Consider the following 22,753-nt stretch of genomic DNA (forward strand, 5'->3'; position numbering starts at 1 on the left):
TTCTTATATGAGTATGGCGGAGGGGAATGGGCCCCTCTTTACAATCGCCCACGCATGGTTATAGGTTACGCCATCTGTCCACTCTTGCCGCTTTACAGCCACGCACATACCACAAGAGGGATTTTATTATATTTTGATTTACTTTAAGAGTTCATCATAGGTGGTTTCCAGACAATCACGGATACCACGAAGCTGTGTGCCAGTAATATGCTGAATACCACGCTCAATCTTAACTAAGGCTTCTCGGGGCATTCCGGTTTCTTTTAAATCCAGCATACCAATCAATTCAGTCTGCCCGATTTCTTTTTCTAATCGTATTCTACGAATATTTCCCCCAATATCAATTCCGTCTTGCTTTATTTTTTGTTCCATCATTTATTCCTTTACGAGTGGACTAAAATTAGTCCGTTTTCTCTTTATCTTATAAAGAAAAAATGATAGAATGGGACTAGAATGAGTCCACTTGAAGGGCGAAATGATAACAGCAGAAAAAATATGGATGGAATCCTATTTTAAAGACCCATGTTTATGCTCATGCTGTGCGATTGCCTGCCGAATTAGATATAACACTTCTCCTTTTATGGAACGCCCGTCAAATTCAGCAAGACTTTTTAATTTCTTATGAGTTTCGGAATCAATGCGTAATCCCAGATGTTTAACTTTTTCCATAATATTTCCTTTCTGCCTAAGTTAAGTACAAAACAAGTACAGTTAGTAAGTACATTTTAAGTACACGGGGCAAAGTAATGTATGGAAGTACGAAGATAAAAAAGCTATTCCGCTATGTTTAGTGGACTTTCAGACATTGGAGATTTACTCATTACAGGACTGGTATCTGGCATGTTCTACAAGAGATTATTGGGTTGAAATGGACATTGAAGGAGAAAAGGCTGGCGTTAATGCGTTTTACCTTCCGACAAGGGATTAGAGTTGTATGACACTTTGTTTGGATTTATTTCATAAGACTCATTGATGCTTAGGAAACATGAACTTTACAGATGAATTATCCAGTAGTATTATAAACATAAATTAAGAAAACATCCATTCCAAAGTAAATGCTCCAGAAGTAGTATTATCTACTTCTCAAGGCAATTCGCCCATACCATTGATAGACGGGGTATTATTTTTTTCTCTTAATCTTCCAAATGCTTCCCCTTCCTATCTATTCCATCAATACGGATAAAGGGATTCAGGAGTATTCTTCTCTGTCATAGGTACTTTCCATCTGGATGTTCTAGCATACAGGGGAGTAGTGTTCCATTAAAATTCAAATCTTTTCCCTCCCCGGCAGAATTCCAGTATAACTGGATGGTTTTTTGGTGTATCTATCATATTTGAAACTAGGAGGTCTTTTATGAAACGTGAATTAGGAATTGCAAGATGTGGGCTTGCGTGCTGTTTGTGTTCTGAAAACACAAGCTGTCAGGGGTGTAATTCAGGAAAATGTCCGGGTAAAGAATGGTGCGAAAATAGGAAATGCTCAATAGAAAAACATAACTCCCACTGTTATAGTTGTAGAGAAGATTGTAGGAAAGGTCTGCTGTCAAAAATAAAGCCGTATGGTTTTACTCTATTTGTTAAAAGATATGGAGAAGAAATGCTGTTAGATTGTTTGGAACATAACGAGAAAAATGGCGTTGTATATCATCGTGATGGTATTGTTGGGGATTATGATGAATTTGACGATGTTGAAAAATTAATTGCGTTTATTAAAGAGGGAAAGTGTTAATTTGCATATCAGAGGAGTTAGCAAATGGTTGAAGTAAAGTTTTATGATAACATTGCAGACGAACTGCTAAAATTTGCAGTTATCATTACTAAACATAATGGGAAATGGGTTTTTTGTAAGCACAAAGAACGAGAAACATATGAAGTACCCGGCGGACACAGAGAAGATGGTGAAACAATTCTGGAAGCCGCGGAGCGAGAGTTGAAGGAGGAGACCGGTGCCATTGATTATGTAATCAAACAGGTATGCATATATTCCGTTAAAAAAACGGGAATTAACGAAACTGTCAATGAAGAATCGTTTGGTATGTTGTTTTTTGCGGAAGTTTATTCTTTCGGGGATATACACAGTGAAATTGAAAACATTATAATTTGCGATAACCTGATTGACAACTGGACATACCCACAGATTCAGCCAAAATTGCTACAGGAGGCAGAAAGACGCAAATTTATATAACTTGAGTTTATCAAGATGTTATGTTTTAGATACCTTGAAATCTTATTGTTAATAAATTTCCGATTCTGCTTTCATTTGTCAGAAGCCTGAAAAGATAAGGACAGTTCAGAATATAATTGCTGAGCTGTTCTTTTTTTAGGAACAGCGGTTGTATTCATACATTTCCCAATTCAGGGATTTCCTTATACCCCCATATTAAGTATAATAAACATTAATACCAAACAATTTATGCTGCGAGTAAGTACTAGGAGACATTCCCATGAATGACCAAGATCTCAAAATAAAAGTCCAGTCCTCCCTAAACCACCAGTTGCAGACCAGTGGCTGCGCAACGCCCATCCAGACTCTTCTTGATTTAAATATCCTGTCAAAAGAAGACTATGAAAGATGGCGTACAGGTAAGGTTGATTATCTGGAGCGTGTATGTCATATTAATCTCGGGAAATTGACTACCATTTCGAAGGCAATACGAGAATATGCCAAAGACCAAGAGCTAAAGGAATCTTACACAGTTTATAAGCAGTGGGGATCGAAAGACAAGAATAGAAAGCTTCGTTTCAGTAAAAGTGGTAAGGAGACGATAGAACGCAATTACGCAACCCATTACATCAGAAATAAAGAGACCGGTACGGCGGATATTTGTTAAACAAACCCTATCTATAAACCAGAGTTCTTTATATATAAGAATTTTAGAAAGAGGCAATGCATGACTGATATACAATACTCCCTCCCACAGGATGACAATCTTGAAATCTCATATTTGCCGCATTTATTCGACAACATGAGTGAATGTTATAAACTTTTCTGGTTTCAGGCCATAGTGCGTCTTGTTAGTCAGGATAAAACAGTCATTAGTTATGATGAGTTAGTCAATGAAATGATTGCAGACGCATGGTACATGGTTTCAGAATATCGTCTGAATCTTGGTCCGGTCGATACGTTGGAATCCCTTGTACATTATATATATGAAAGCAGTGGGATGAAAACGAATGAGAAGAAGGAAAATATTCTTGCTTATCTGAAAAATAGTAATGATTCGGAATTAAAAAAGAGAAAGCGTACTTTGACTTACAATGTCCCGTACCGTCTTCAGGCTCCGTTCATGAAGTATCTGAAAGGGAACGGGTGGAAAGTTTCTGAGAAAAAGGTTGCGGAGAAGATTAATAAGGAAAGTCGTCTGATCTATTATTTTGTAAGATTATCGGGTCTGGATTCACAGATAGAAATTACTCCGCAGTGGAAGCACTATATTATAAAAAATCAGGAGATCCTGCGGGGATGGCTTCAGTATAACATGATTACATACCTCCAGAGGAGAAATCCCAATATCCCCGGAATTGTAAACAAGCTCAATCCACCGCAGGAGCGGAAGCTTGCGCGGGTAAAGAAGTACTGGAGACTGATATGCGAAACAGCTCCGATCAGGGATATTTATACGGGTAGGGAACTGGAACCGAAAGACATTTCTATCGACCATTTTGTACCTTGGTCTTATGTGACCCATGATGAATTGTGGAATTTGAATCCAACTACAAAAAGTGCAAACAGCAGCAAGAGCAACCATTTACCGGTATGGGATATTTATTTCCCAAAACTATGTGAAATCGAATACCGGGCATACCAGACGACGTGGGCACATGGGAGAATCCTTGATGAATTTGAACACTGCCGCAAAGAACACGTTAACAGCGATGAGGCATGGATGCAGTTATACCGGGAAGGTCTGACAAAAGAAGAGTACTACCGCAATCTGGAGGGGATACTTCTACCGGTTTACCAGTCTGCACACAACATGGGCTTTAAGGAATGGGAATATGGAAGATAAGACATTAGAGTATTATGAGAAATATGCGGAAGATTTTTATCGCGGCACAGTATATGCAGATGTTACGCAACTGTATCAAATGTTTCTGGACAGGCTCCCTTTAAAGGCAAGGATACTGGATCTCGGCTGCGGAAGTGGGAGAGACAGTAAGTATTTTAAAAAGCTGGGTTATGAAGTAACGGCAATTGACGGGTCGCCGGAACTTTGCAGACTGGCATCATTAAATATAGGGCAGCAGGTGATTTGTACTCGTTTTACAGAAATTAACTATCAAAATGCTTTTGACGGCATATGGGCGTGTGCCTCACTTTTGCACGTTCCGGCGGGGGAAATAAATGCTGTTTTGGAAAAAATCAATAAAGCATTGGTACCGAAGGGAATCTTATATGCTTCTTTCAAGTATGGAAACGGTGAACGAACTAAAGACGGGCGCTATTTTAATGACTGCACGGAGGAAAAAGCATCGGCATTATTGGCTGACTCAGGAGGCTGGAGCAGCTGGAGTTGTTATATTACGAAAGATGTACGTGCCGGACGCGGGGAAGAGGCATGGCTGAATATTATAGCCGTAAAAGAATAAGCCGGAAGAAGATGAAATCGAGGTTATGTTATGAGAAATCCTATCGAAAATATCAGTTTACTGCAAAAGCAGATGAATGACCTGCAGTTGGAAAACCAAATATTAAAGAATATTCTGGATCGTTCAGGTATTTCTTATGTACAGGAAATAAATAAATTAAAAGAACCTGAAAAAACAGAAGCCTTTGATCCGAAACAAGGCGAAAGGATTATTCATCCGAAGCAGATTACTGACGATATGGCAAATTTCTTCTATGCAAGATTTTGGGGGAGACAGGATGTATATGCGAAGAGGTCTGAAAAGAAAGAGACAGGGGAAGCCAGTTATTTTACCCAGTGTCTTAACTTCTGGCAGGAGAATTGTCCGAAAAAGCACAAACAGAGAATGAACTGCAAAGATTGTCCGCATCAGGCTTACAAGCCATTAACAAAAGCAGATATTCTGAATCATTTGCACGGAAGGTCCTATAATTCATCGGATGTTATCGGGGTGTATCCGTTACTGCCCAACGGAACATGCCGGTTTCTTGTATATGATTTTGATAACCATGAAAAAGGTGCAGAAAAGTACGATTTTGCAAATGAGGATGATACATGGATAGAAGAAGTGGAGGCTATGCGCACAATCTGTACTTTAAATGGAATTGACCCATTGGTAGAAAGATCCAGATCGGGCAGGGGCGCACATGTATGGATTTTCTTTGATAAGGCTATTTCAGCGGCACTTGTCAGGAAGTTTGGAGTTGCATTATTAGAGAAAGGAGCGGAACAGGTCAACCTAAAATCCTTCAAATATTATGATCGTATGCTGCCGGCTCAGGATATGCTGACCGAGGGAGGGATCGGAAGTTTAATTGCACTGCCACTGCAGGGAAAGGCGCTGGAAAATGGAAATAGTGCATTTATAGACAGTAGCTGGAATGCCTATCCGGATCAGTGGAAAGTCTTATGGAGTAAGCCGAAGCTGTCTGTTGATTTTATAGAGGCTAGGATGAATGAGTGGGCTGTATCGGATATAAACGATACCCATGATATAATCACAGAAAATCGCAGTAAACCGTGGGAGATAAAGAAAGCATTTAGCCGTGCAGATGTGGATGGAAAATTAAATATTACCTTATCCAATGGGATTTATGTGGACAGTCTGAATCTAAAACCGGCTATTCAGAATAAAATCAGAAGAATGGCTGCGGTCAGAAATCCAATTTATTATAAAAATCAGGCAATAGGGACAACTAATTTTAACACCTCACAATGGATATATCTTGGAAAAGATCATTTGAGTGGTTATATTGAGATACCGAGAGGATTGTATAGTGAACTGATTAAAAATGCAGAAGGTGCCGGGATTGATTATGAAGTAAGTGATGAAAGACAAAAGGGGAGAGAGATTGACATTTCTTTTAGAGGAGAACTGAGGGAAGAACAAAAACCGGCCTTGGCAGAAATGGTGAAGTATGACAATGGCATTTTACATGCAGCAACAGCTTTCGGAAAGACGGTTGTATGTAGTGCGATTATTGCTGAGAAGAAGATAAATACTTTAATCCTTCTCGAATCATCAGCATTACTGGATCAATGGAGGGATGCATTGGAACGGTTCCTTGTCATACAGGAAGAACTTCCGGAATACAAAACAAAAACCGGAAGAGTTAAGCTGAGGAAAAGTTTGATTGGAAAATTACAGGGAGCACATGATTCTATGACGGGTATTATAGATATTGCTATGGCGGGCTCTTTATGTAAAAAAGGAGAATGGCATCCTTTGCTTGAACAGTATGGAATGGTGATTGTGGACGAGTGTCATCATGCCGCATCAGATACAATTGCAAATGTCCTGAAGGAAGTAAAAGCAAGGTATGTTTATGGAGTTACTGCTACCCCGAAACGGTCAGACGGATTGGAAAAGATAAATGATATGTTGCTTGGCCCCATCCGTTATAGTTATACGGCAAAGGAAAAAGCAAAGGCACAGGGGATCGCACATCTGGTGTATCCAAGATTTACAAGAACAGTACCGCCGCGGGGTGTGACAGATAAGATGAATCCAAATGAAGCGTATGAAATTCTAAGGTACAATGAAGTGAGGGATGAGTTGATTCTTTCAGATGTAAAAGAATGCATAGATGCGGGAAGGACACCGGTTGTACTGTCAAAATATAAAGACCATTCGATAAAATTATATGAACGAGTGAAAGATTATGCAGACAAAGTGTTTCTCATGACCGGCAATAACTCGAAAAAAGAACATAAGGAAATTTGTGGGAAACTGAAGAATGTAGCACCGCAAGAAACATTGATTTTGGTGGCAACCGGGAGTCTGATAGGTGAAGGGTTCGATTTTCCCAGATTAGATACACTGATTATGGCAACCCCTGTTTCCTTCCGAAGCGTGGTAGAACAATATGCTGGAAGACTAAACAGGGATTATAAAGGAAAAAGAAATGTAATTGTTTATGATTATGTTGACAGCCATATTTCAATGTTTGATAAAATGTATGCAAAACGCATGAAAGCATATAAGCAGATCGGATATGAAATATGCAGTGGTTTACAGCATGATAAACAAACAGCTAATGCTATTTTTGATAGTGAGAACTATCAGGAAGTTTACAAAAAAGATTTGTTGGAAGCGGATAAAGGGATTGTTATTTCAAGCCCGGCAATCAGTGGTCCCAAAGTATATGAACTTATAGACCTGCTGAAAGAAAAACAAGCTTCGGGAGTAGAAGTGACGATTGTTACATGGGCACCAGATTCCTATGGTTATGGGGACACGGCTTTTTGGATGAGACTTCATGAGGATATGAGACAAGCAGGATTTTACATCAAAACAGTGGAAGACTCCTGCGAGCATTTTTCGATTATAGATCAGGAACTCGTTTGGTATGGAAATATGAATTTGCTGGCTAAAGAGAAGATAGAAGACAGTATGATGCGTGTAAAAGGAAAAAGTATTGCTGCCGAATTGATGGAATTGACATTTGGATAGGGAAGGTGAGGAAGCTGCTTTGGCAATGTCCAAGCAGCTTCCTCCAGCTTTTAGTGCTCCGTATGCAGCAGCATATGTGCCCTGTGTGACAGTGGTTTATCGAAGAATTCCTCATATATCACCGCGATATCTTCATTTTCATGAGAAAATCTCACCTCTGCATCGCTGTCCAGCCCATAGAGTTTCTTTCCTCTTTCGTGAGCCAGTTCTTCGCCATCGTGGATTGGCTGTCCGCCGCCGCCCACGCAGCCGCCGGGGCAGGCCATGACTTCTACGAAATCGTACTGGACCTCGCCTCTCTGCATTCGTTCTAACAGGTTCCTTGTATTTCCAAGTCCGCTGACTGCAGCGATTCGGAGTGTTGTTCCGTTTATTGTGAAATCGGCCTCCTGTACGCCGGAATTTGCATCAAATCCTTTGCTTCTTACCGGTTTGAAGATATCAGCCTGTGGATTCTCTCCTGTCAGGGTATGGTAAGCGGTACGAAGTGCTGCCTCCATGACGCCGCCGGTTACCCCGAAAATTAGTCCCGCGCCGGAGCCGCTTTGCATAGGCCGGTCGCTTTCAATGTCCTGTAAGGTGTCGGGGCAGATATGTGCAGAACGGATCATCTTAACAAGCTCTCTTGTGGTAATTACCGCATCAATATCATGTCCCGCGTATTCCCCGTAAAAAAGTTCTTTCTCGCGTTCCCCTTTTTTGGCAACACACGGCATGACGGATACGGTATAAATGTCATCGGGAGAAACGCCTATTTTCTCCGCAAAATACGTTTTCATGACGGCGCCGAACATTTGCTGCGGGGATTTTGCCGTAGACAGCTGTCTTACCAGATGCGGATACTGGGACTTTACAAACCGTACCCATCCCGGGCAGCAGGACGTAAACATAGGCCTGCTTTTCAGCTCCCCGTTCGTAAACCTGCTGATGAATTCCCCCGCCTCCTCCATGATGGTCAAATCGGCCGAAAATGCGGTATCAAAAACATAGTCCACGCCCATCCGCTTCAGGGAATCCATGATTTTGCCAACGGTTGCATCCTCAGGCTCCATTTCCAGTTCTTCACCCCATGCCGCACGCACGGCCGGAGCTACCTGCGCGACTACGATCTTTTTCTGATCCGCGATGGCTTCCCACACTTTTTCTGTGTCATCACGTTCTCTTAAGGCCCCTACCGGACAATGGGTAATACACTGGCCGCACAGGGAACAGTCTGCATCTTCAATACGTCTGTGTCCGGTTACACCGATGGTTGTCCTGGAACCCGTGCCTTCCACATGCCAGATTCCCAGCCCCTGTACTTTTTCACATATCTGCACGCACCGCATACATTTGATGCACTTGGCAGAATTCCGGATCAGAGGAAACTTCTGGTTCCACGGTCTTTTATCGATTTCTATTTTGAAGGGAATGTCAATGATGTTTAAATCATTGGCGATTTTCTGAAGGCTGCAGTTTCCGCTGCGTGCACATGTCACGCACTGGCAGTCGTGCTGGGACAGGATAAGCTGTACATTTCTTCTGCGGTCCATTCGTACCTTCGGGCTGTTTGTATAGATGACCATCCCTTCTTCTGCCACATTATTGCAGGAAGTAATCAGCCGGTCAGAGCCTTCTAACTCAACCACACAGACACGGCATGCCGCGATCTCATTGATCCCTTTCAGGTAGCAGAGTTTGGGGATCGGTATACCATTCTGGCGGGCAGCCTCCATGATAGTAGTATTTTCTTCTGCCTGTATTTTTTGATTGTCTATCATAAACGTTACCATAATCGTTCCCGACCTCCTTTAAATATTCCGTAACCAAAATGATCGCACCGCAGACATCTGGATGCCTCCTGTCTTGCCTCATTTTCCGTCATGCAGTTTTCCACACCGTCAAAATCGAGGACCCTCTCGCATGCCTCACGCTCGGTTAAGTTGATTCTTCCGCACGGAGTGCGTTCAAACAGATTGGCCTCCGGTATTTCCACGTCACAGGATATTTCATGACGGTATCCGAGGTACTCGTCTATGTTGGCAGCTACAACCTTGGCCGCGGCTATCGCTTTTATGACAGAGGCCGGACCACTTGCACAGTCGCCTCCTGCAAATACTCCCGGGATATTTTCAAAAGTACCGGAACTTTCGGTTACAATTTTACCTCTTACGACCGGTATGCCGGCCTCTTCAAAATGTGCCGTCTCAATGTTCTGCCCGATTGCAACAATCAATACATCACATGGTATGTAAATGTCCTCTTCCCCGGTAGGTCTGATACTGGCACGCCCGTCCCGGATGGTGCTGATCATCTGGGGCGTGACAGAGATTCCCCTGACATGTCCGTTTTCATCCACATCAATGGCTGACGGAGCCTTTAATGTCTGTAATTCGATTCCCTCGGCAACGGCCCCGTCGATCTCACCCGGAAGGGCTGTCATATCAGCCACCCTGCGCCGGTATACAATGCTTACCTTCTCGGCACCAAGCCGTTTGGCGGTCCGCACGGCATCCATAGATACATTGCCGCCCCCGATAACCGCAACATGCTTGCCAGACAAATCCATGATCTCATTCCTGCCTACGTTGCGCAGGAACTGCACAGCTGACAGGACGCCGTCGGCATCTTCTCCGGGGAGTCCCAGTTTCTTGTCCGTGCTGGCCCCGATCGTAATCAGCACGGCGTCGTACTGTTTCCTTAGCTCCTGGATGGTGATATCCTGACCGATCTTCAGGCCGTGTTTTACTTCTACGCCTGTCTTTAAAATGCTGTTGATGTCCTCCTCTAAACGTTCCTTTGGAAGTCTGTAGTTCGGAATTCCGTAGCGCAGCATTCCTCCGAGTTTCGGAAGCATCTCATACACGGTCGTCTGGTGCCCCATGAGCTGTAAATAATAAGCCGCACTTAAACCGCCCGGTCCTCCGCCGAGAACTGCTACACGTTTCCCAGTGCTGGGCGCGCACTCCGGCGGGTCAACCTCTCCGGCAAAATCAGCAGCAGCCCGTTTCAGCCCCCGGATATTGATAGAATCATCCATCATGTTCCTTCTGCACCGCGCCTCACACGGATGCTCGCAGATAAACCCGCATGTGGTCGGAAAAGGATTGTCTTTCCGGATCAGGCGGATTGCATCGGCATATCTTCCCTCCAGAATGAGGGCCACATATCCCGGGATATCTACCCGGGCAGGGCATAGTGAAACACACGGTACAGCCTGATGGAAGGTGCAGGTGCACCGCCCGTTCTGGATGTGTTCTATATAATCATCCCGGTATCCGATCAGCCCTTTATAAACCATCCTTGCGGCTTCATAGCCAATCGCACAGTCCGCAGAGTCCATGATGGACAAAGCAGTTTCCTCCATAATATCTAAAGTTTCCATAGTCGCATTTCCATCAAGGACATCCTTGATAAAATGATTCAGCTGTCCGAGCCCGATCCGGCATGGCACACATTTTCCGCAAGTCTGCGCATGGCATAATTCCAAAAATGCGCGTGACATATCCACAGGACATAATCCCGGAGGGCTGGACTCAATTCTCCGCTCCAGATCTTTATAGAGTCCTTCCATGACGATCCGGGCCCTGTTTGGCGAAGCAATCTCTAATCTGCTCATTGATTTAATCCCCTTTTTACATAATGCTATTCTGCTTTACCCCGCAGTGTTTCATATTATATCATCGAACAGGGCGGGTTGTAATTACCTGGGACATAAGTAGTTTATTTAACATGGTTGACAGAAAATTGACAGGGGAATCAGGCAGGAATGCCCCGGTTATTTCAGGGGAAATTCGCATCTATTTGTATAATCTCGAAAATTATGGTGTCAAGTGTTGTTTGTCACACTATAGTTACAGTTCATTTTTTTCTTAATACCGTTTGTCATATATAAAAAGCGTTATACCCCAAATTATTGTAAACATATCCCCCAGATTCTACAATAGGAAGCAGGTAGAAGAACGTTCGGATATCAATTAATTACTGTTTGCAGGCCAGTGGGCAGTAACATCATATGAAAGAGGTATTGAGAAGGAGGAACTTATGAAAAGAGGAAGAGTTATAGCATTGCTATTAGCGGCAGGTATATCTTCCGCAGCTTTTATGACTGGATGTGCAAATCAAAGTAATGGTACATCAAAAGTAACAGAACAGAAAGAGTCAAATTATGTACTGTCTTTTGTAGCGGCAGATAAAACAAATTGGGACCAGGAGGTAACAATAGGAAATCATACCTATACCATTGCAGTGAACCTTTCGGATGATAATTCATTTGAATTGAAGGGAACATGTGTAGGAATTGCAGAGGAAACGGGTCAGCAGGAGGGAATGGCAGCTCCGGGAACCGGTGCGCCGGATATGCAGGAAACGGAACCAGTCAATCCAGGCACAGAGGATTCAAGAACAGCAGATTCAGATACTGACAATTCAGGAGACAAATCTGCCCAGACAGAGGATGCAGGTTCAAAAAGCACGGAAGACCTAACTGCTTATGATTTTACAATAAATGGAACTTGGTCTTATGAGGATGGCTGGGGATATACGTTGACGTTTGATGACGGGCAGGATACATCCGTCACTGCGAACTTTGATAAAGCAAGCAGCAGGCAATATTTTTATTATGATTTGGCACCGACAGTGGACGGGGAGGCACAGGAAGCGGTTCAGGTACAGTTTCAGGCAAAAGATGTTGAATTCAGAAACGAAATGGCAGATGACTATGTAATAGCGGAAGAGCGGAATGCGACCTACATTTTTGAAGGAAATGGAAACAGCCAGACAGGTAATGCCATTAATATTAAGATTTACTGTGAAGAGGATGGCACAGTTGCCGTATTAAGTCAAAACGGAAGCACTATGACCTATAGCGGGGGGACATGGACCGAAGATACATCAACACATGAGTTTACAATTGATGCAGGGGGACCAATAACCGCAGACTACTGTGATATCTCTGGTAAAGAAGGATACCGTCTGAATTACACCTCTACTGGGGGGATGGGACCTTCCACAACGCTTACATGCTATCTGCCTCTGGCTGAAGGAATAACTTCAGATGATTATACGGACGAAGACTTTGAGGGAACTGTTGTTAAAAACCTTACCTGTACGGAAGCCGATTATACCATTGAACTTACCGAAAAAGGGTTTTTAAAAGTGTGCTCTGAGGGAACTGTTAATGAGACTTCAACCTATACATATAATGAAGGGGCAGATACATACTCACTTATAATCGGCGGACAGACTTACAATACGACGAAAAACGGTGACACTTATACAGCGGATGTGAAGATAACAGTCACCAGTATGTTTGGGACGGAAGAATATGAGCGCACATTTACGTTTCAGTAAAGTCTGAAATGAACATACATTTGATAAGTAAGGAGAAAGAATATGTCTAATCTGAAAGTTCAGGAAAAATTAGATAAAATGAAAAAATTGCGTAAAGTCTTGTTTGTATTCAGTATTATTGCTGCTGTCGGAAGTCTGGTGATGCTTATCATGTTTAATTTTGCACCAGTATTCAACCTCACAGTAGAAGGCACAGATAAGTTTGGAAATGGTGTGGATTATCCAGGCTGGCAGGCAATCTACTATGGCATCGGGATTCAATATATTCCGGGGTATTATGAGTTTGGGTTTAATATATGGACCTGTCTTGGTATGTATATACCTATATTATCATTGATAATCTGTACAGTTATGTACAGGAAAGGGAAAAACAAAAGAAAGGCAGTGCTGGAATATGTTATGGCAGCTGCACTGACTTTTGGTGGAATTACACTTGTAAACTGTACAAGGCTGGCTGTATTGACAGCATCCAGTGAAGGTCTGAATAATTTTAAGGATACATATCTGTTACCCGCAGTTGAAGCGGGAACATTCAGACTTCTGGCGTTTCCGAAAGCGCTTTGTGCGGTATGTCTGACAGCAGCTGCTATAAAAATTATAAATGGAAGTTTTCTTTTATATCAGAAAGCATATGCAAGAAAGATTCCTGTTATAACAAAGATGCCACAGCAGTAGAAATTAAAGGAGAAAAAACTATGACGAAACGTGCGAAAAAAAGAATCATCTCTCTTTCGGCAATCATCGCTGTTGTATTGATTCTAATGACTGTAATCACAAATGTTATGTATTATTATAAAGAATATATGGACCAGTTCCTTGGGGCAGGTACTATCAAAACAGAAACGAGCAGTGATGGTTTAAGCGGTGATTATATTGAGTATACAGCTACATCTGATACAGAATCCAGAGACAATGCAGCGGCCATTACACAGGAGACTGCCGAAGAGGGAATTGTGCTTCTGCGCAATGATGAAAAAGCGGATGGTGTTAATGGGAAGGCACTTCCACTGGTAAGCAGTTCCGATGAGGCTGCGTCCAAAAAAGTTACCATTTTAGGTTATAAATCCTGGCATAATAACATGTCAGGCGGAGAAGATCCAGCGACTACAGAGAATGCAGTGTCTATAGGTGTCGGACTATCCAATTATTTTGATACGAACCAGGCTGTAACTGATTTATATGCGACGGCATCCGATGATTTTGCAGATCCAGAGTCAGCACTTGCAAGTGCAGTAAGTACTTATGCGGAATACGACACAGCAATTATTACGGTTTCCCGTAATTCAGGCGAGGGTAATGATCAGGAAAGAGACCTTGGTACTGCAGAGTATAACCGCACCGGACTATCCCTTAAGAATGCAGAGCTTGCTTTAATTGATTATGCATGTAAAAATTTCCCGGAAGTCATTATCGTGGTTAATGCAGCAAATACGATGGAATTAGGATTCCTTGACCCTAATGATGAAAACTATAAAACATCCGGTATGTACACGGATCCATACAGCGGAAACACTTATGATTTTAGTAAAATTACAGGCGCATACTGGGCTGGCTGCTGCGGATCTCAGGGCGGCACTGCTTTGGCAAGAATTGTTTCAGGGGATGTTAACCCATCTGGACATCTGTCAGATATTTATGCCCGCAATTTGAGAGAAGATCCAACTTATTATAATTTTGGAAATTTTGAATATCAGAATTCCAGTGATTTCGATACATATCAGGATTCCTCTGTTTATTTTGTGGAATACGAAGAGGGAATTTATACTGGATACCGTTATTATGAGACCGCGGCATATGAGGCAATGCAGGGAAATTATGAAGGCTATGATTATGGACAGAGCGTTGTATATCCATTCGGGTATGGGCTTTCCTACACAGATTTCTCTATGGAATATGCAAGTGACCCTTTGTTTGATGAGGAGACAGAGGAATATACTTTTGCTGTAAAGGTTACCAATACGGGTGAAACTGCGGGAAAAGCTGTAGCGCAGATTTATGTAAGTGCCCCGTGGGAGGCAGGTCAGGTGGAAAAGTCTCATGTTCAGCTGATTGGCTTTGCAAAAACGCAGGAATTGGAGCCTGGTGCCAGTGAAACTTTAACAATAACGGCAAGCAGGGACTATTTCAGTTCTTATGATTATGTAAATGAAAAAGCATATATTCTAGATGAAGGAGAATATACATTCTATCTTTCCGAAAACAGCCATAGCTGGACAGAGATTGATAAAGAGGACACCTCGCATGTATGGTCACAGGAGATTGATTCTAAAATTGTTTATAATGAAGATGGGGCAGGTAAGAGGACAACTGATGAAGTTGTTGCTACAAATGTATTGGATGATTCCACAAATTATAGATTTACAGATTATACAGAAGGTAAGACTGGCGATGGTTACATCCATAACTTCAGCCGTAAAGACTTTGCAGCATCTTTCCCAACGGCACCGGAAGGTAATGACCTTTTATTGACAGATGAACGGGCCATTAAAGAGATCGAAATATATGACGTGTGGGATGAGGAGCAGAATGAGATCAGCGAGATGCCAGAGACAGATATAGATAAGACAGACTATACGCTTGCAGATATGCGTGGTGTCGATATCGATGATGAGAAATGGGATGACTATATTAATCAGTTTACCGTAGACTCTATGGCATATATGTTCATGAACGGCGGCTGGAATGAAATGGGAGATAGTGAGAACGGCGTTCCGAAGAGTTATGATGCAGATTCGCCATACGGGTTCTATGCAGCGCAGCTAAAAATTTCGGAATATGACATTAATGTATGGTATTGTGGGGCACCAATGGTTGCGGCCACATTCAATACAGAACTTTCAGAACGTCTGGGCTCTGCATTTGCTGAGGAGGCATATCAGTTAAAACAAGAAGACGGGCAGGGAATAACCGGCTTGTATGGCTATGGAATTAATACGCACCGCTCTGCTTTTGCAGGACGCAATTATGAGTACTATTCAGAAGACAGCCTGCTTTCGGGAAAAATGGCAGCGGCAGAGGCTTCAGGGGCGTCGGAAAAAGGTCTGATTACATTTATGAAGCACTACGCACTGAATGAGCAGGAACTGAACCGGCAGAAAAATGGATACTGTGCATGGTGCAATGAGCAGACATTCCGTGAAATTTACAACAGATCTTTTGAAATTTATATAAAAGAAGCCACCATGACTATAAATTATTATGATGTTGACGATGACGGCGAATATGCAATGACCAGTAAAGAGATGTCTGCAGCTACAGGTCTGATGAGCGCTTACAACAGAATTGGAGCGACCTACGCGGGAGCATCTGTGGTTATCAACAGTATTTTAAGGGATGAGTGTGGATTTACCGGAACGATAGTATCTGATGCAGGCGGTGAACCAAACACATACATGACTACAGATTACTCTTTACGGAGAGGACAGAATCTGACGTTGACGAATAATGGTACAAATGGGCTTTATGATACAACAAGTGCCACAGCAGTATACTGGCTGAAGCAGTCCACCCGATACCTGCTTTATAACAAGGCAAATTCAAATGCAGTAATGGGAATGGCTCCTGGCGACAATGTAAGCTATACGATGTCCCCGTGGCAGAAGATATTGATAGCAGTCTGGAGTGTAGTGGTTATACTTTCTCTTGCTGGGATTGCATACTGCATTATGCTGGGAAGGGGTAAAATAAAATTAAAAGAAATTATCGTTCAGGAAAAGACACCAGAAGATGAAGAAGAATACTAAAGGCATTTAACTCATAACAAAAAAGCATCCCCGTTGGAGCAGAACAATAAAAATTCTTGTTGGACAGCTCTTTCGGGGATCTTTGACTATTAAATGGAACTTGGGCTGCTTTATTGACAAGGCAAAAAAAGCATAATAATATTAAGGATAGAGATTAGCTGCATATATGAGAATCGTAAGTATAGCAGATATCGTACTGTATGAAAGTATGAATTAAGAGGGGATAAAGGAAACCATGAAGGTTCTGACAGAGTATATTAATATTTGGGCCGACCACGCATTTTGGTTTCAAATGTTCTGTGTGGCGGTGCTGACGGTCATGTCATTAGAATCCATTTCTAAAAAACACAGAGCGCTATTAAAAGCGGCACTTGAGGTTTTGTTGTTAATTTTAATTTTTTTTACTACTAATTTTTTGATATACCTGCTTTCAATTAAGCATATTTATTTCACGGGAGTGGGTTCCTGGATGTCTTATTTATTCGGTGTTGTTCTGTTCGCAGCATTTTTTTGTAAATATCCTGTACCAGCAAAGATTGTGACAGCATCTGCGGTCTGTTCTATGTCAGTAATCGTAATTGAACTGGGAACGTCTATTGGAAATGTAATAGAAGGATATGTTAACGGTTTTGACAGTTTGTGGACTAAGATCATAGCCGATTTCCTGATTTTGTTTGCAGCATGGACGATTAAAAAAAGACCAGTATCTGAATACGAAGTCAGCACATATGCTGCAAGGCTAAATGTTACCTGTTGTACGATTTCCACGGCTTTTGTGATTATATATGATTTTTTAGCAATTTACTTTTTGACGCCCCAAAAAACGGATGTTACGTCTGTTAGAATACTGATATCATTGATTTTAATTGCGTTGTATGTAATTAACGCGATTAATTATCTGATGACTTATTCCTTGTGCAGGGAACAGAAGCATGTGCTGGAACTGATGTCAGAAGCTCAGTTTACTCAGAGTGCAGCACAGCTTCTGACAATATCTGACCATAATCTTAATGAACTGAGAAAAATAAGCCATAATATCAATAATCAGTATTCTTATATGAGGGTACTTTTGCAGAATCAGGATTATGATGGACTGAAGGGATACTTCGATGAGGTTCTGGGAACTTTTTCAAAACCATTTATTTCGTATATAGATTGTGGTAACAGAATTCTGAACGCAATATTTAATTTGGAAAAAGCAAAGGCAGATGAAGCTGGAGTGAAAATGGATTTTATGATTCTTGTGCCATCCGAACTGTCAGTCAGTGAATTGGATTTATGTAATTTAATTACCAATATCGTGGATAATGCCATCGAAAATTGTCTTGCAGAGCGAATTGAATCTCCGGTCGTCTCCATTACTATGAGCGTACAGGGAGATTATCTGTTTGCCAGGTTTACGAATCAGACAAAGAAAAAAAAGAGTTTTCTGGAAAAACCTATTGTTTCTACAAAGAAGGACCATGTATATCATGGAAAAGGAATTGGCATAGCAAAGCACATTGTCCATAAATATAACGGTCATTATAGTAACAAAATTGAGGATGGGGTTTTTATTGCAGAATTTCTTCTGGATCTCTGCATAGGAAAAAACAAGGAGGGGAATTCATGAAAACAGTTCATGTAGCTGTCTGCGATGATGAAAAAAAAGCTCTTTCCATCATTTCCGCCTCTGTGGAGGCAGTATTTAGTGAGGAAGGGGTGGAGACAGAGATTGCGACTTGTTCATCGCCGATGCAGCTTCTAGAGCATATGAACCATACAGATTATGATTTGATTTTTCTTGATATCTGTATGTCGGAAATGGACGGTATAGAGCTTGGCAGGAAAATTACAGCAGCTGGTGGCAGCAGTTCTATTGTATTCGTTTCAAGCAGAATGGACAGGATGTATGATACATTTGCAATCCAGCCATTTGGATTTGTGAGAAAAGGGAATTTCATGGATGATATTAATGAGGTAATCCATCGTTATATTGAACAGGAGAAAAAGCCCAAAGAAGCTCAGACAGTACATTTCAGGGACCGGCAGGGAGAGATTATTACAGTCAATATAGACAAACTAAGATATATTGAATGCTATAAGAATGTTCAAGAGATACATATATGTGGTAATGAGATAAAGAAGATATATTCCAGAATGGAAATACTGGAGGAAACACTGAAGAAATATGGGTTCATTAGGACCCATAAAGGTTATCTCGTAAATTGCAAATATATTAAGCGGTTTGACAGCAAAAAGGTAACCCTTTTAACAGGAGAAGAGCTCCCAATAGGGAGAAGCAGGTATCATGAGGCGATGGACGGATATATGTCCTATATTGGGACGCATGGTATCTTATTAGGTTAATGGAGGCGGATAAGAAATAAGATATCAGGAGGAAACAGCCCACATGCTTCAGATTGCTATTTGTGATGACGAAAAATTTTACAGAGATAAGATGAAAATGTATCTGGAATCTTATCTGACCGACCATAACTTAGAAGCCACAATTCATCTTTTCCTTTCCGGCGAGGATTTTCTCTCCCGGAAGGAAAACGTCGTTAAATACGATATTGTTTTCATGGACATCAATATGAATGAAATGGATGGAATCCAGACGGCCATGCAGATACGCGCGTTTCAGTCGGAGACATTTATCGTGCTCGTGACAGCGTTTATCAATTATGTTCTGGACGGTTATAAGGTAAATGCGGTGCGCTATATCATGAAGGACTCTCTGGAGGAGGCGCTGCCTGAGTGTATGGATGCCATCCTGCAGAAGATGCGCCTGCAGCAGGTCAGTTTTTCTTTTTCAGAAGGGGAGAAGAGGCTGTATACGGACAATATCCTGTACATTGAGAGCCAGAGGCATAAGTCTGTTTTCCATTATCTGGAGTCCGGGGTTGTGACTTACCAGATTTATGAAAAACTCGATCAAATTGAGGCGGCCCTCGACGGGTATGGTTTTTTACGCATTCATAAAAGCTATCTGGTAAACATGAAGCACATCCGCAGGATCAGTAATTATGCGGTACTTCTGGATCTTGGGGAGGAGCTTCCTGTTCCGCGTCTGCGGTACAGGGCGGTGAAGGAAGCATTCGTAGCATTTAAAGGAGTAGTGTAATGGAAATTTTTCTAAAGAGTCTTGCATTATCTTTGGTGATGAGTATAAGCTGCAAAGTATTTTTTGACACTCTCCTTGAAAAGAGGCGGTGGAGGCGCGGCTGGATCGAATATACGGAATTGCTGGCATTTACACTGGGCATTATAATAATTTCTATGTCAGAAATACCTCCGTATGCCATACAGCCAATTCGTTTTACGGCAGTAATCTGCATAGCAGTGCAGATCTATTACCGTGTCAGGTTTGTTCAAAACGTGTTTTTGTCGATACTGTTCTGTGGAATCTTCTGGATTGTAGAGATACTGACGATTTCCTTCATTTACCTGCTGCCGATCACTGGCATCAGTATACAGATTGTGGAGGAGTCTGTATCAGACATCCTTCTGCTTTGCCTGATGCTTTTGTTCCATTTCAAATATAAGGGGAAAACGAATGTAATGTCAGGGACGAAGTGGACCCGTTTTTTATTTTTCCCGGTCTTTTGCATGGTGATTATCATAGCCGCAACGATGTACCCCTGGAATGGGCAGGAGGGTAATGAGTATGTCAGGGTACTTGTTCTGGCGGGATTCGGACTGGTGAATATGGCTGCATTTTATTTTCTGTGGGATATTCTGGTCAGAGAGGCGGAGATGCAGAATCTCAGGCTGGGCAGAGAGCGCACGCAGAACCAGATGAATATGTATCAGAGCATGCAGGAAAATTATGAGCGGCAGAGACGGTTTCTGCATGACTATAAGAACCAGCTGAACTGCATACAGGGGATGCTTGCGGAGGGAAAGACGGAAGAAACGGTGGAGTATCTCACTGCGCTGAACGGAAGTATCCGTATGAATGCGGACCATGTAAATACAAATCATACGGCTGTAAATGTGGTGCTGAACCAAAAGTACAGTTATGCACGGGAGAAGGGGATTACCATGACGATTTCAGTCAATGATCTTTCTTCCCTGACAATGGGTGAGGAGGACATCGTTACGATTCTGGTCAACCTCCTTGACAATGCAATCGAGGCCTGTGAAAAGCTGGAATCGAATAAAGTGATACAATTTAAAATGACAGTGGAGGATGGAGAACTCATTTTGTCGATAAGAAATCCGGTTAAGGAGCCTGTAAAAATCAGGGATAACAGGATCACTACGACGAAGCCGGAAGAGGGACATGGTATCGGCCTTATAAATGTCCAGTCTGTGGTTCAGAAAAATTGTGGGACCAGCATCCTCAGATGTGAGGACGGATGGTTTTTCTTTTCGGCTATGATACCTGTATAGGGTGGAGCGTCTTTTTTTGCTGTCTGACCGTCTTTTCGTGCTGCGGGGATTGATGCCTAAGTGCCGCCGCAATAAAATATAGAAAACTGCAGGTACGAAAAAGGAGATGGGAATATGAACATGAAAAAAAAGAAATGGCTGATACCGTCACTTGCAATACTGATATTTTTTGTCTTTGGGCTGACAGCATGTGGAGCAGGAACGGCAGAAGCAAAGACTGATACGCCGGAAGAAGTGTTGCTTGATTCAATGGAAGCGCTGAAAGAACTGGATCTGGATGCATTTAATGCAAGGACAGATAATTATGTAAGAACACACAGAAACTGGATTGGTATACCCACACAAAAGGAATACCAGATATTCAATGAATTACAGCAGCCGGGGCTGAAGGGAAAGCGGTACCGGGCAAATAAGAGGTTTGCCGATAAGATTGTACAGAATCTTTCATGGGAAATAAAAGATGTGCGGGTATCCGGGAAGGAAGCACAGATTGATATGACTGTCACGAATATTGATATGTCAGATGTGATGGGAAAATATGAGATCAGTATCATGGAAGATATGATAAACAGTGACGGAACTGGCCTGATATCCATGATCCGGGATATCCATAAAATAGATTATGGTGATAACAGCGTGGTCAGTATCATGGAGCAGGAAGAGGGGCTCTCTGTTTTGGATATTACGGTGGGAGCATATAAAGAGGACGGCATCTGGAAAATTCATGTCAGTGACTCTTTTATCAATGCCGTAATGGGCAATATGGATTCAGAGCATTATTCCGATGAAATCCAGAACCGTCTGGATGAACTGGAAAAGGAATATGAATACAAACTGGACCAGTGGGAGGATGACTTTTTTGAATAAATCTAAATATATGTCAAAATTGTTTGACAAACATACTGGCAGTATGTATAATAAACATACCGTTAGTATGTTAAAAGACATAGTATTATAATTCCGGATCTTAAATGGAACCGGATATTCACAGGAGGCAGATTATGGCTAGAAACAAACATCCTGAGGAGACAAGGAATCTGATCATTGATACTGCAGCCCAGCTTTTTATAGAGCGCGGATACGACCATACTTCAATTCAGGATATCATCGATCATTTAGGCGGTTTGAGCAAGGGTGCTATTTACCACCATTTCAAATCAAAAGAAGAGATCATGACTGCTGTAGCTGAAATGCTTTATTCAAGCTCGGAGACTGCGATGTACCGGATCTGCAGCAGAACAGATCTGAACGGGAAGGAGAAGCTGCAGGAACTTTTTGTTTTATCCCTGTCGAATCCGGCCCAGAAGGATATATTTCAGGCTGCGCCTGATATGCTGAAAAATCCGCAGCTGCTGATCACGTATTTCCGCGATACCGTCCAGCAGGATGCTGCCAATATGGTCTATAAGGTGTTAGAGGAAGGAATGAAGGACGGTTCTATTCATACGGAGTATCCCCGGCAGCTGGCCGAAGTGATGATGCTGCTCGGAGACATATGGCTGAATCCTATGGTTTATCACTGCGGGCCGGAAGAGATGGTAGAGAAGGTGAAGTTCTACGGTCATTTATTAAAGCTTCTGGATCTGGATATTATTACAGAAGATATGATCCGGAACATCGAAGAATATGCGAGAATTTATAATAATAATGAGAATCAGAAAAATAAAGAAGAATAGCTGTTTACCAGTGTAAAAGAGGAACGCCGCTATGCTGCCGGAGGT

At 42.1% G+C, this 22,753-nt stretch carries 20 protein-coding genes; 16 read left to right on the forward strand and 4 right to left on the reverse strand.

Annotated features, from left to right (window positions below; all coding sequences use genetic code 11):
* Window positions 1–138: 138 nt before the first annotated feature.
* Both ABIN22_RS05340 and ABIN22_RS05345 read right to left on the reverse strand, forming a co-directional pair.
* The gene (locus ABIN22_RS05340; protein WP_346907504.1) at window positions 139–372 is read right to left on the reverse strand and encodes a helix-turn-helix domain-containing protein; all 234 of its coding nucleotides are present in this window, start codon (window positions 370–372) and stop codon (window positions 139–141) included.
* A gap of 135 nt (window positions 373–507) precedes the next feature.
* Window positions 508–669 carry a hypothetical protein gene (locus tag ABIN22_RS05345; protein ID WP_346907136.1) on the reverse strand — a complete coding sequence of 54 codons (162 nt, stop codon included), beginning with the start codon at window positions 667–669 and terminating at the stop codon, window positions 508–510.
* A gap of 136 nt (window positions 670–805) precedes the next feature.
* On the opposite strand from ABIN22_RS05345, the gene ABIN22_RS05350 reads away from it, so the two are divergent.
* The 7 genes from ABIN22_RS05350 to ABIN22_RS05380 all read left to right on the forward strand — a co-directional run bounded on the left by ABIN22_RS05350 (window position 806) and on the right by ABIN22_RS05380 (window position 7,581).
* Complete coding sequence (locus ABIN22_RS05350; protein ID WP_346907138.1) at window positions 806–928, forward strand: hypothetical protein; 123 nt, start codon at window positions 806–808, stop codon at window positions 926–928.
* Window positions 929–1,354: 426 nt separating this feature from the next.
* The gene (locus ABIN22_RS05355; protein WP_109730062.1) at window positions 1,355–1,729 is read left to right on the forward strand and encodes a hypothetical protein; all 375 of its coding nucleotides are present in this window, start codon (window positions 1,355–1,357) and stop codon (window positions 1,727–1,729) included.
* Between the two features lie 24 nt (window positions 1,730–1,753).
* Window positions 1,754–2,185, forward strand: a complete 432-nt coding sequence (locus ABIN22_RS05360; protein WP_109730063.1) for an NUDIX hydrolase — start codon at window positions 1,754–1,756, stop codon at window positions 2,183–2,185.
* A gap of 259 nt (window positions 2,186–2,444) precedes the next feature.
* The gene (locus tag ABIN22_RS05365; RefSeq protein ID WP_346907141.1) at window positions 2,445–2,831 is read left to right on the forward strand and encodes a hypothetical protein; all 387 of its coding nucleotides are present in this window, start codon (window positions 2,445–2,447) and stop codon (window positions 2,829–2,831) included.
* Window positions 2,832–2,891: 60 nt separating this feature from the next.
* A complete protein-coding gene (locus ABIN22_RS05370) occupies window positions 2,892–4,010 on the forward strand; it encodes an HNH endonuclease domain-containing protein (RefSeq protein WP_346907143.1) in 1,119 nt (372 codons plus the stop codon).
* Window positions 4,000–4,590, forward strand: a complete 591-nt coding sequence (locus tag ABIN22_RS05375) for a class I SAM-dependent methyltransferase (RefSeq protein WP_346907145.1) — start codon at window positions 4,000–4,002, stop codon at window positions 4,588–4,590. The genes ABIN22_RS05370 and ABIN22_RS05375 overlap by 11 nt, the downstream gene beginning before the upstream one ends.
* 30 nt (window positions 4,591–4,620) lie before the next feature.
* A complete protein-coding gene (locus ABIN22_RS05380; RefSeq protein ID WP_346907147.1) occupies window positions 4,621–7,581 on the forward strand; it encodes a TOTE conflict system archaeo-eukaryotic primase domain-containing protein in 2,961 nt (986 codons plus the stop codon).
* 50 nt (window positions 7,582–7,631) lie between these two features.
* Here the strand turns inward: ABIN22_RS05380 and ABIN22_RS05385 are convergent, their stop codons facing one another.
* Together ABIN22_RS05385 and ABIN22_RS05390 are read right to left on the reverse strand one after the other, a co-directional pair.
* Window positions 7,632–9,353: a [FeFe] hydrogenase, group A gene (locus tag ABIN22_RS05385; RefSeq protein WP_346907149.1), complete on the reverse strand. Its 1,722-nt coding sequence runs from the start codon at window positions 9,351–9,353 to the stop codon at window positions 7,632–7,634.
* Window positions 9,347–11,179: an NAD(P)-binding protein gene (locus ABIN22_RS05390; protein ID WP_346907150.1), complete on the reverse strand. Its 1,833-nt coding sequence runs from the start codon at window positions 11,177–11,179 to the stop codon at window positions 9,347–9,349. The genes ABIN22_RS05385 and ABIN22_RS05390 overlap by 7 nt, the downstream gene beginning before the upstream one ends.
* A gap of 425 nt (window positions 11,180–11,604) precedes the next feature.
* Here ABIN22_RS05390 and ABIN22_RS05395 point away from each other — a divergent pair, with 425 nt between their 5' ends.
* From ABIN22_RS05395 to ABIN22_RS05435, 9 genes are all read left to right on the forward strand, one after another.
* Window positions 11,605–12,912: a hypothetical protein gene (locus ABIN22_RS05395; RefSeq protein ID WP_346907152.1), complete on the forward strand. Its 1,308-nt coding sequence runs from the start codon at window positions 11,605–11,607 to the stop codon at window positions 12,910–12,912.
* 42 nt (window positions 12,913–12,954) lie between these two features.
* Window positions 12,955–13,587, forward strand: coding sequence for a hypothetical protein (locus tag ABIN22_RS05400; RefSeq protein WP_118620909.1), 633 nt, complete (start codon window positions 12,955–12,957; stop codon window positions 13,585–13,587).
* A gap of 20 nt (window positions 13,588–13,607) precedes the next feature.
* Complete coding sequence (locus tag ABIN22_RS05405) at window positions 13,608–16,655, forward strand: glycoside hydrolase family 3 protein (RefSeq protein ID WP_346907154.1); 3,048 nt, start codon at window positions 13,608–13,610, stop codon at window positions 16,653–16,655.
* Between the two features lie 469 nt (window positions 16,656–17,124).
* The gene (locus ABIN22_RS05410; RefSeq protein ID WP_181368588.1) at window positions 17,125–18,267 is read left to right on the forward strand and encodes a GHKL domain-containing protein; all 1,143 of its coding nucleotides are present in this window, start codon (window positions 17,125–17,127) and stop codon (window positions 18,265–18,267) included.
* Window positions 18,264–19,004, forward strand: coding sequence for a LytR/AlgR family response regulator transcription factor (locus tag ABIN22_RS05415; protein ID WP_346907156.1), 741 nt, complete (start codon window positions 18,264–18,266; stop codon window positions 19,002–19,004). The genes ABIN22_RS05410 and ABIN22_RS05415 overlap by 4 nt, the downstream gene beginning before the upstream one ends.
* 43 nt (window positions 19,005–19,047) lie before the next feature.
* The gene (locus ABIN22_RS05420) at window positions 19,048–19,761 is read left to right on the forward strand and encodes a LytR/AlgR family response regulator transcription factor (protein ID WP_346907158.1); all 714 of its coding nucleotides are present in this window, start codon (window positions 19,048–19,050) and stop codon (window positions 19,759–19,761) included.
* Window positions 19,761–21,032: a sensor histidine kinase gene (locus ABIN22_RS05425; protein WP_346907160.1), complete on the forward strand. Its 1,272-nt coding sequence runs from the start codon at window positions 19,761–19,763 to the stop codon at window positions 21,030–21,032. Before ABIN22_RS05420 ends, ABIN22_RS05425 begins: the two co-directional genes overlap by 1 nt.
* 114 nt (window positions 21,033–21,146) lie before the next feature.
* Complete coding sequence (locus tag ABIN22_RS05430) at window positions 21,147–21,899, forward strand: hypothetical protein (protein WP_346907162.1); 753 nt, start codon at window positions 21,147–21,149, stop codon at window positions 21,897–21,899.
* A gap of 134 nt (window positions 21,900–22,033) precedes the next feature.
* The gene (locus tag ABIN22_RS05435) at window positions 22,034–22,708 is read left to right on the forward strand and encodes a TetR family transcriptional regulator (protein ID WP_118620903.1); all 675 of its coding nucleotides are present in this window, start codon (window positions 22,034–22,036) and stop codon (window positions 22,706–22,708) included.
* Window positions 22,709–22,753: the final 45 nt, after the last annotated feature.

The organism is Faecalicatena orotica (assembly GCF_905197545.1).
GTDB lineage: Bacteria > Bacillota > Clostridia > Lachnospirales > Lachnospiraceae > Faecalicatena_A > Faecalicatena_A orotica.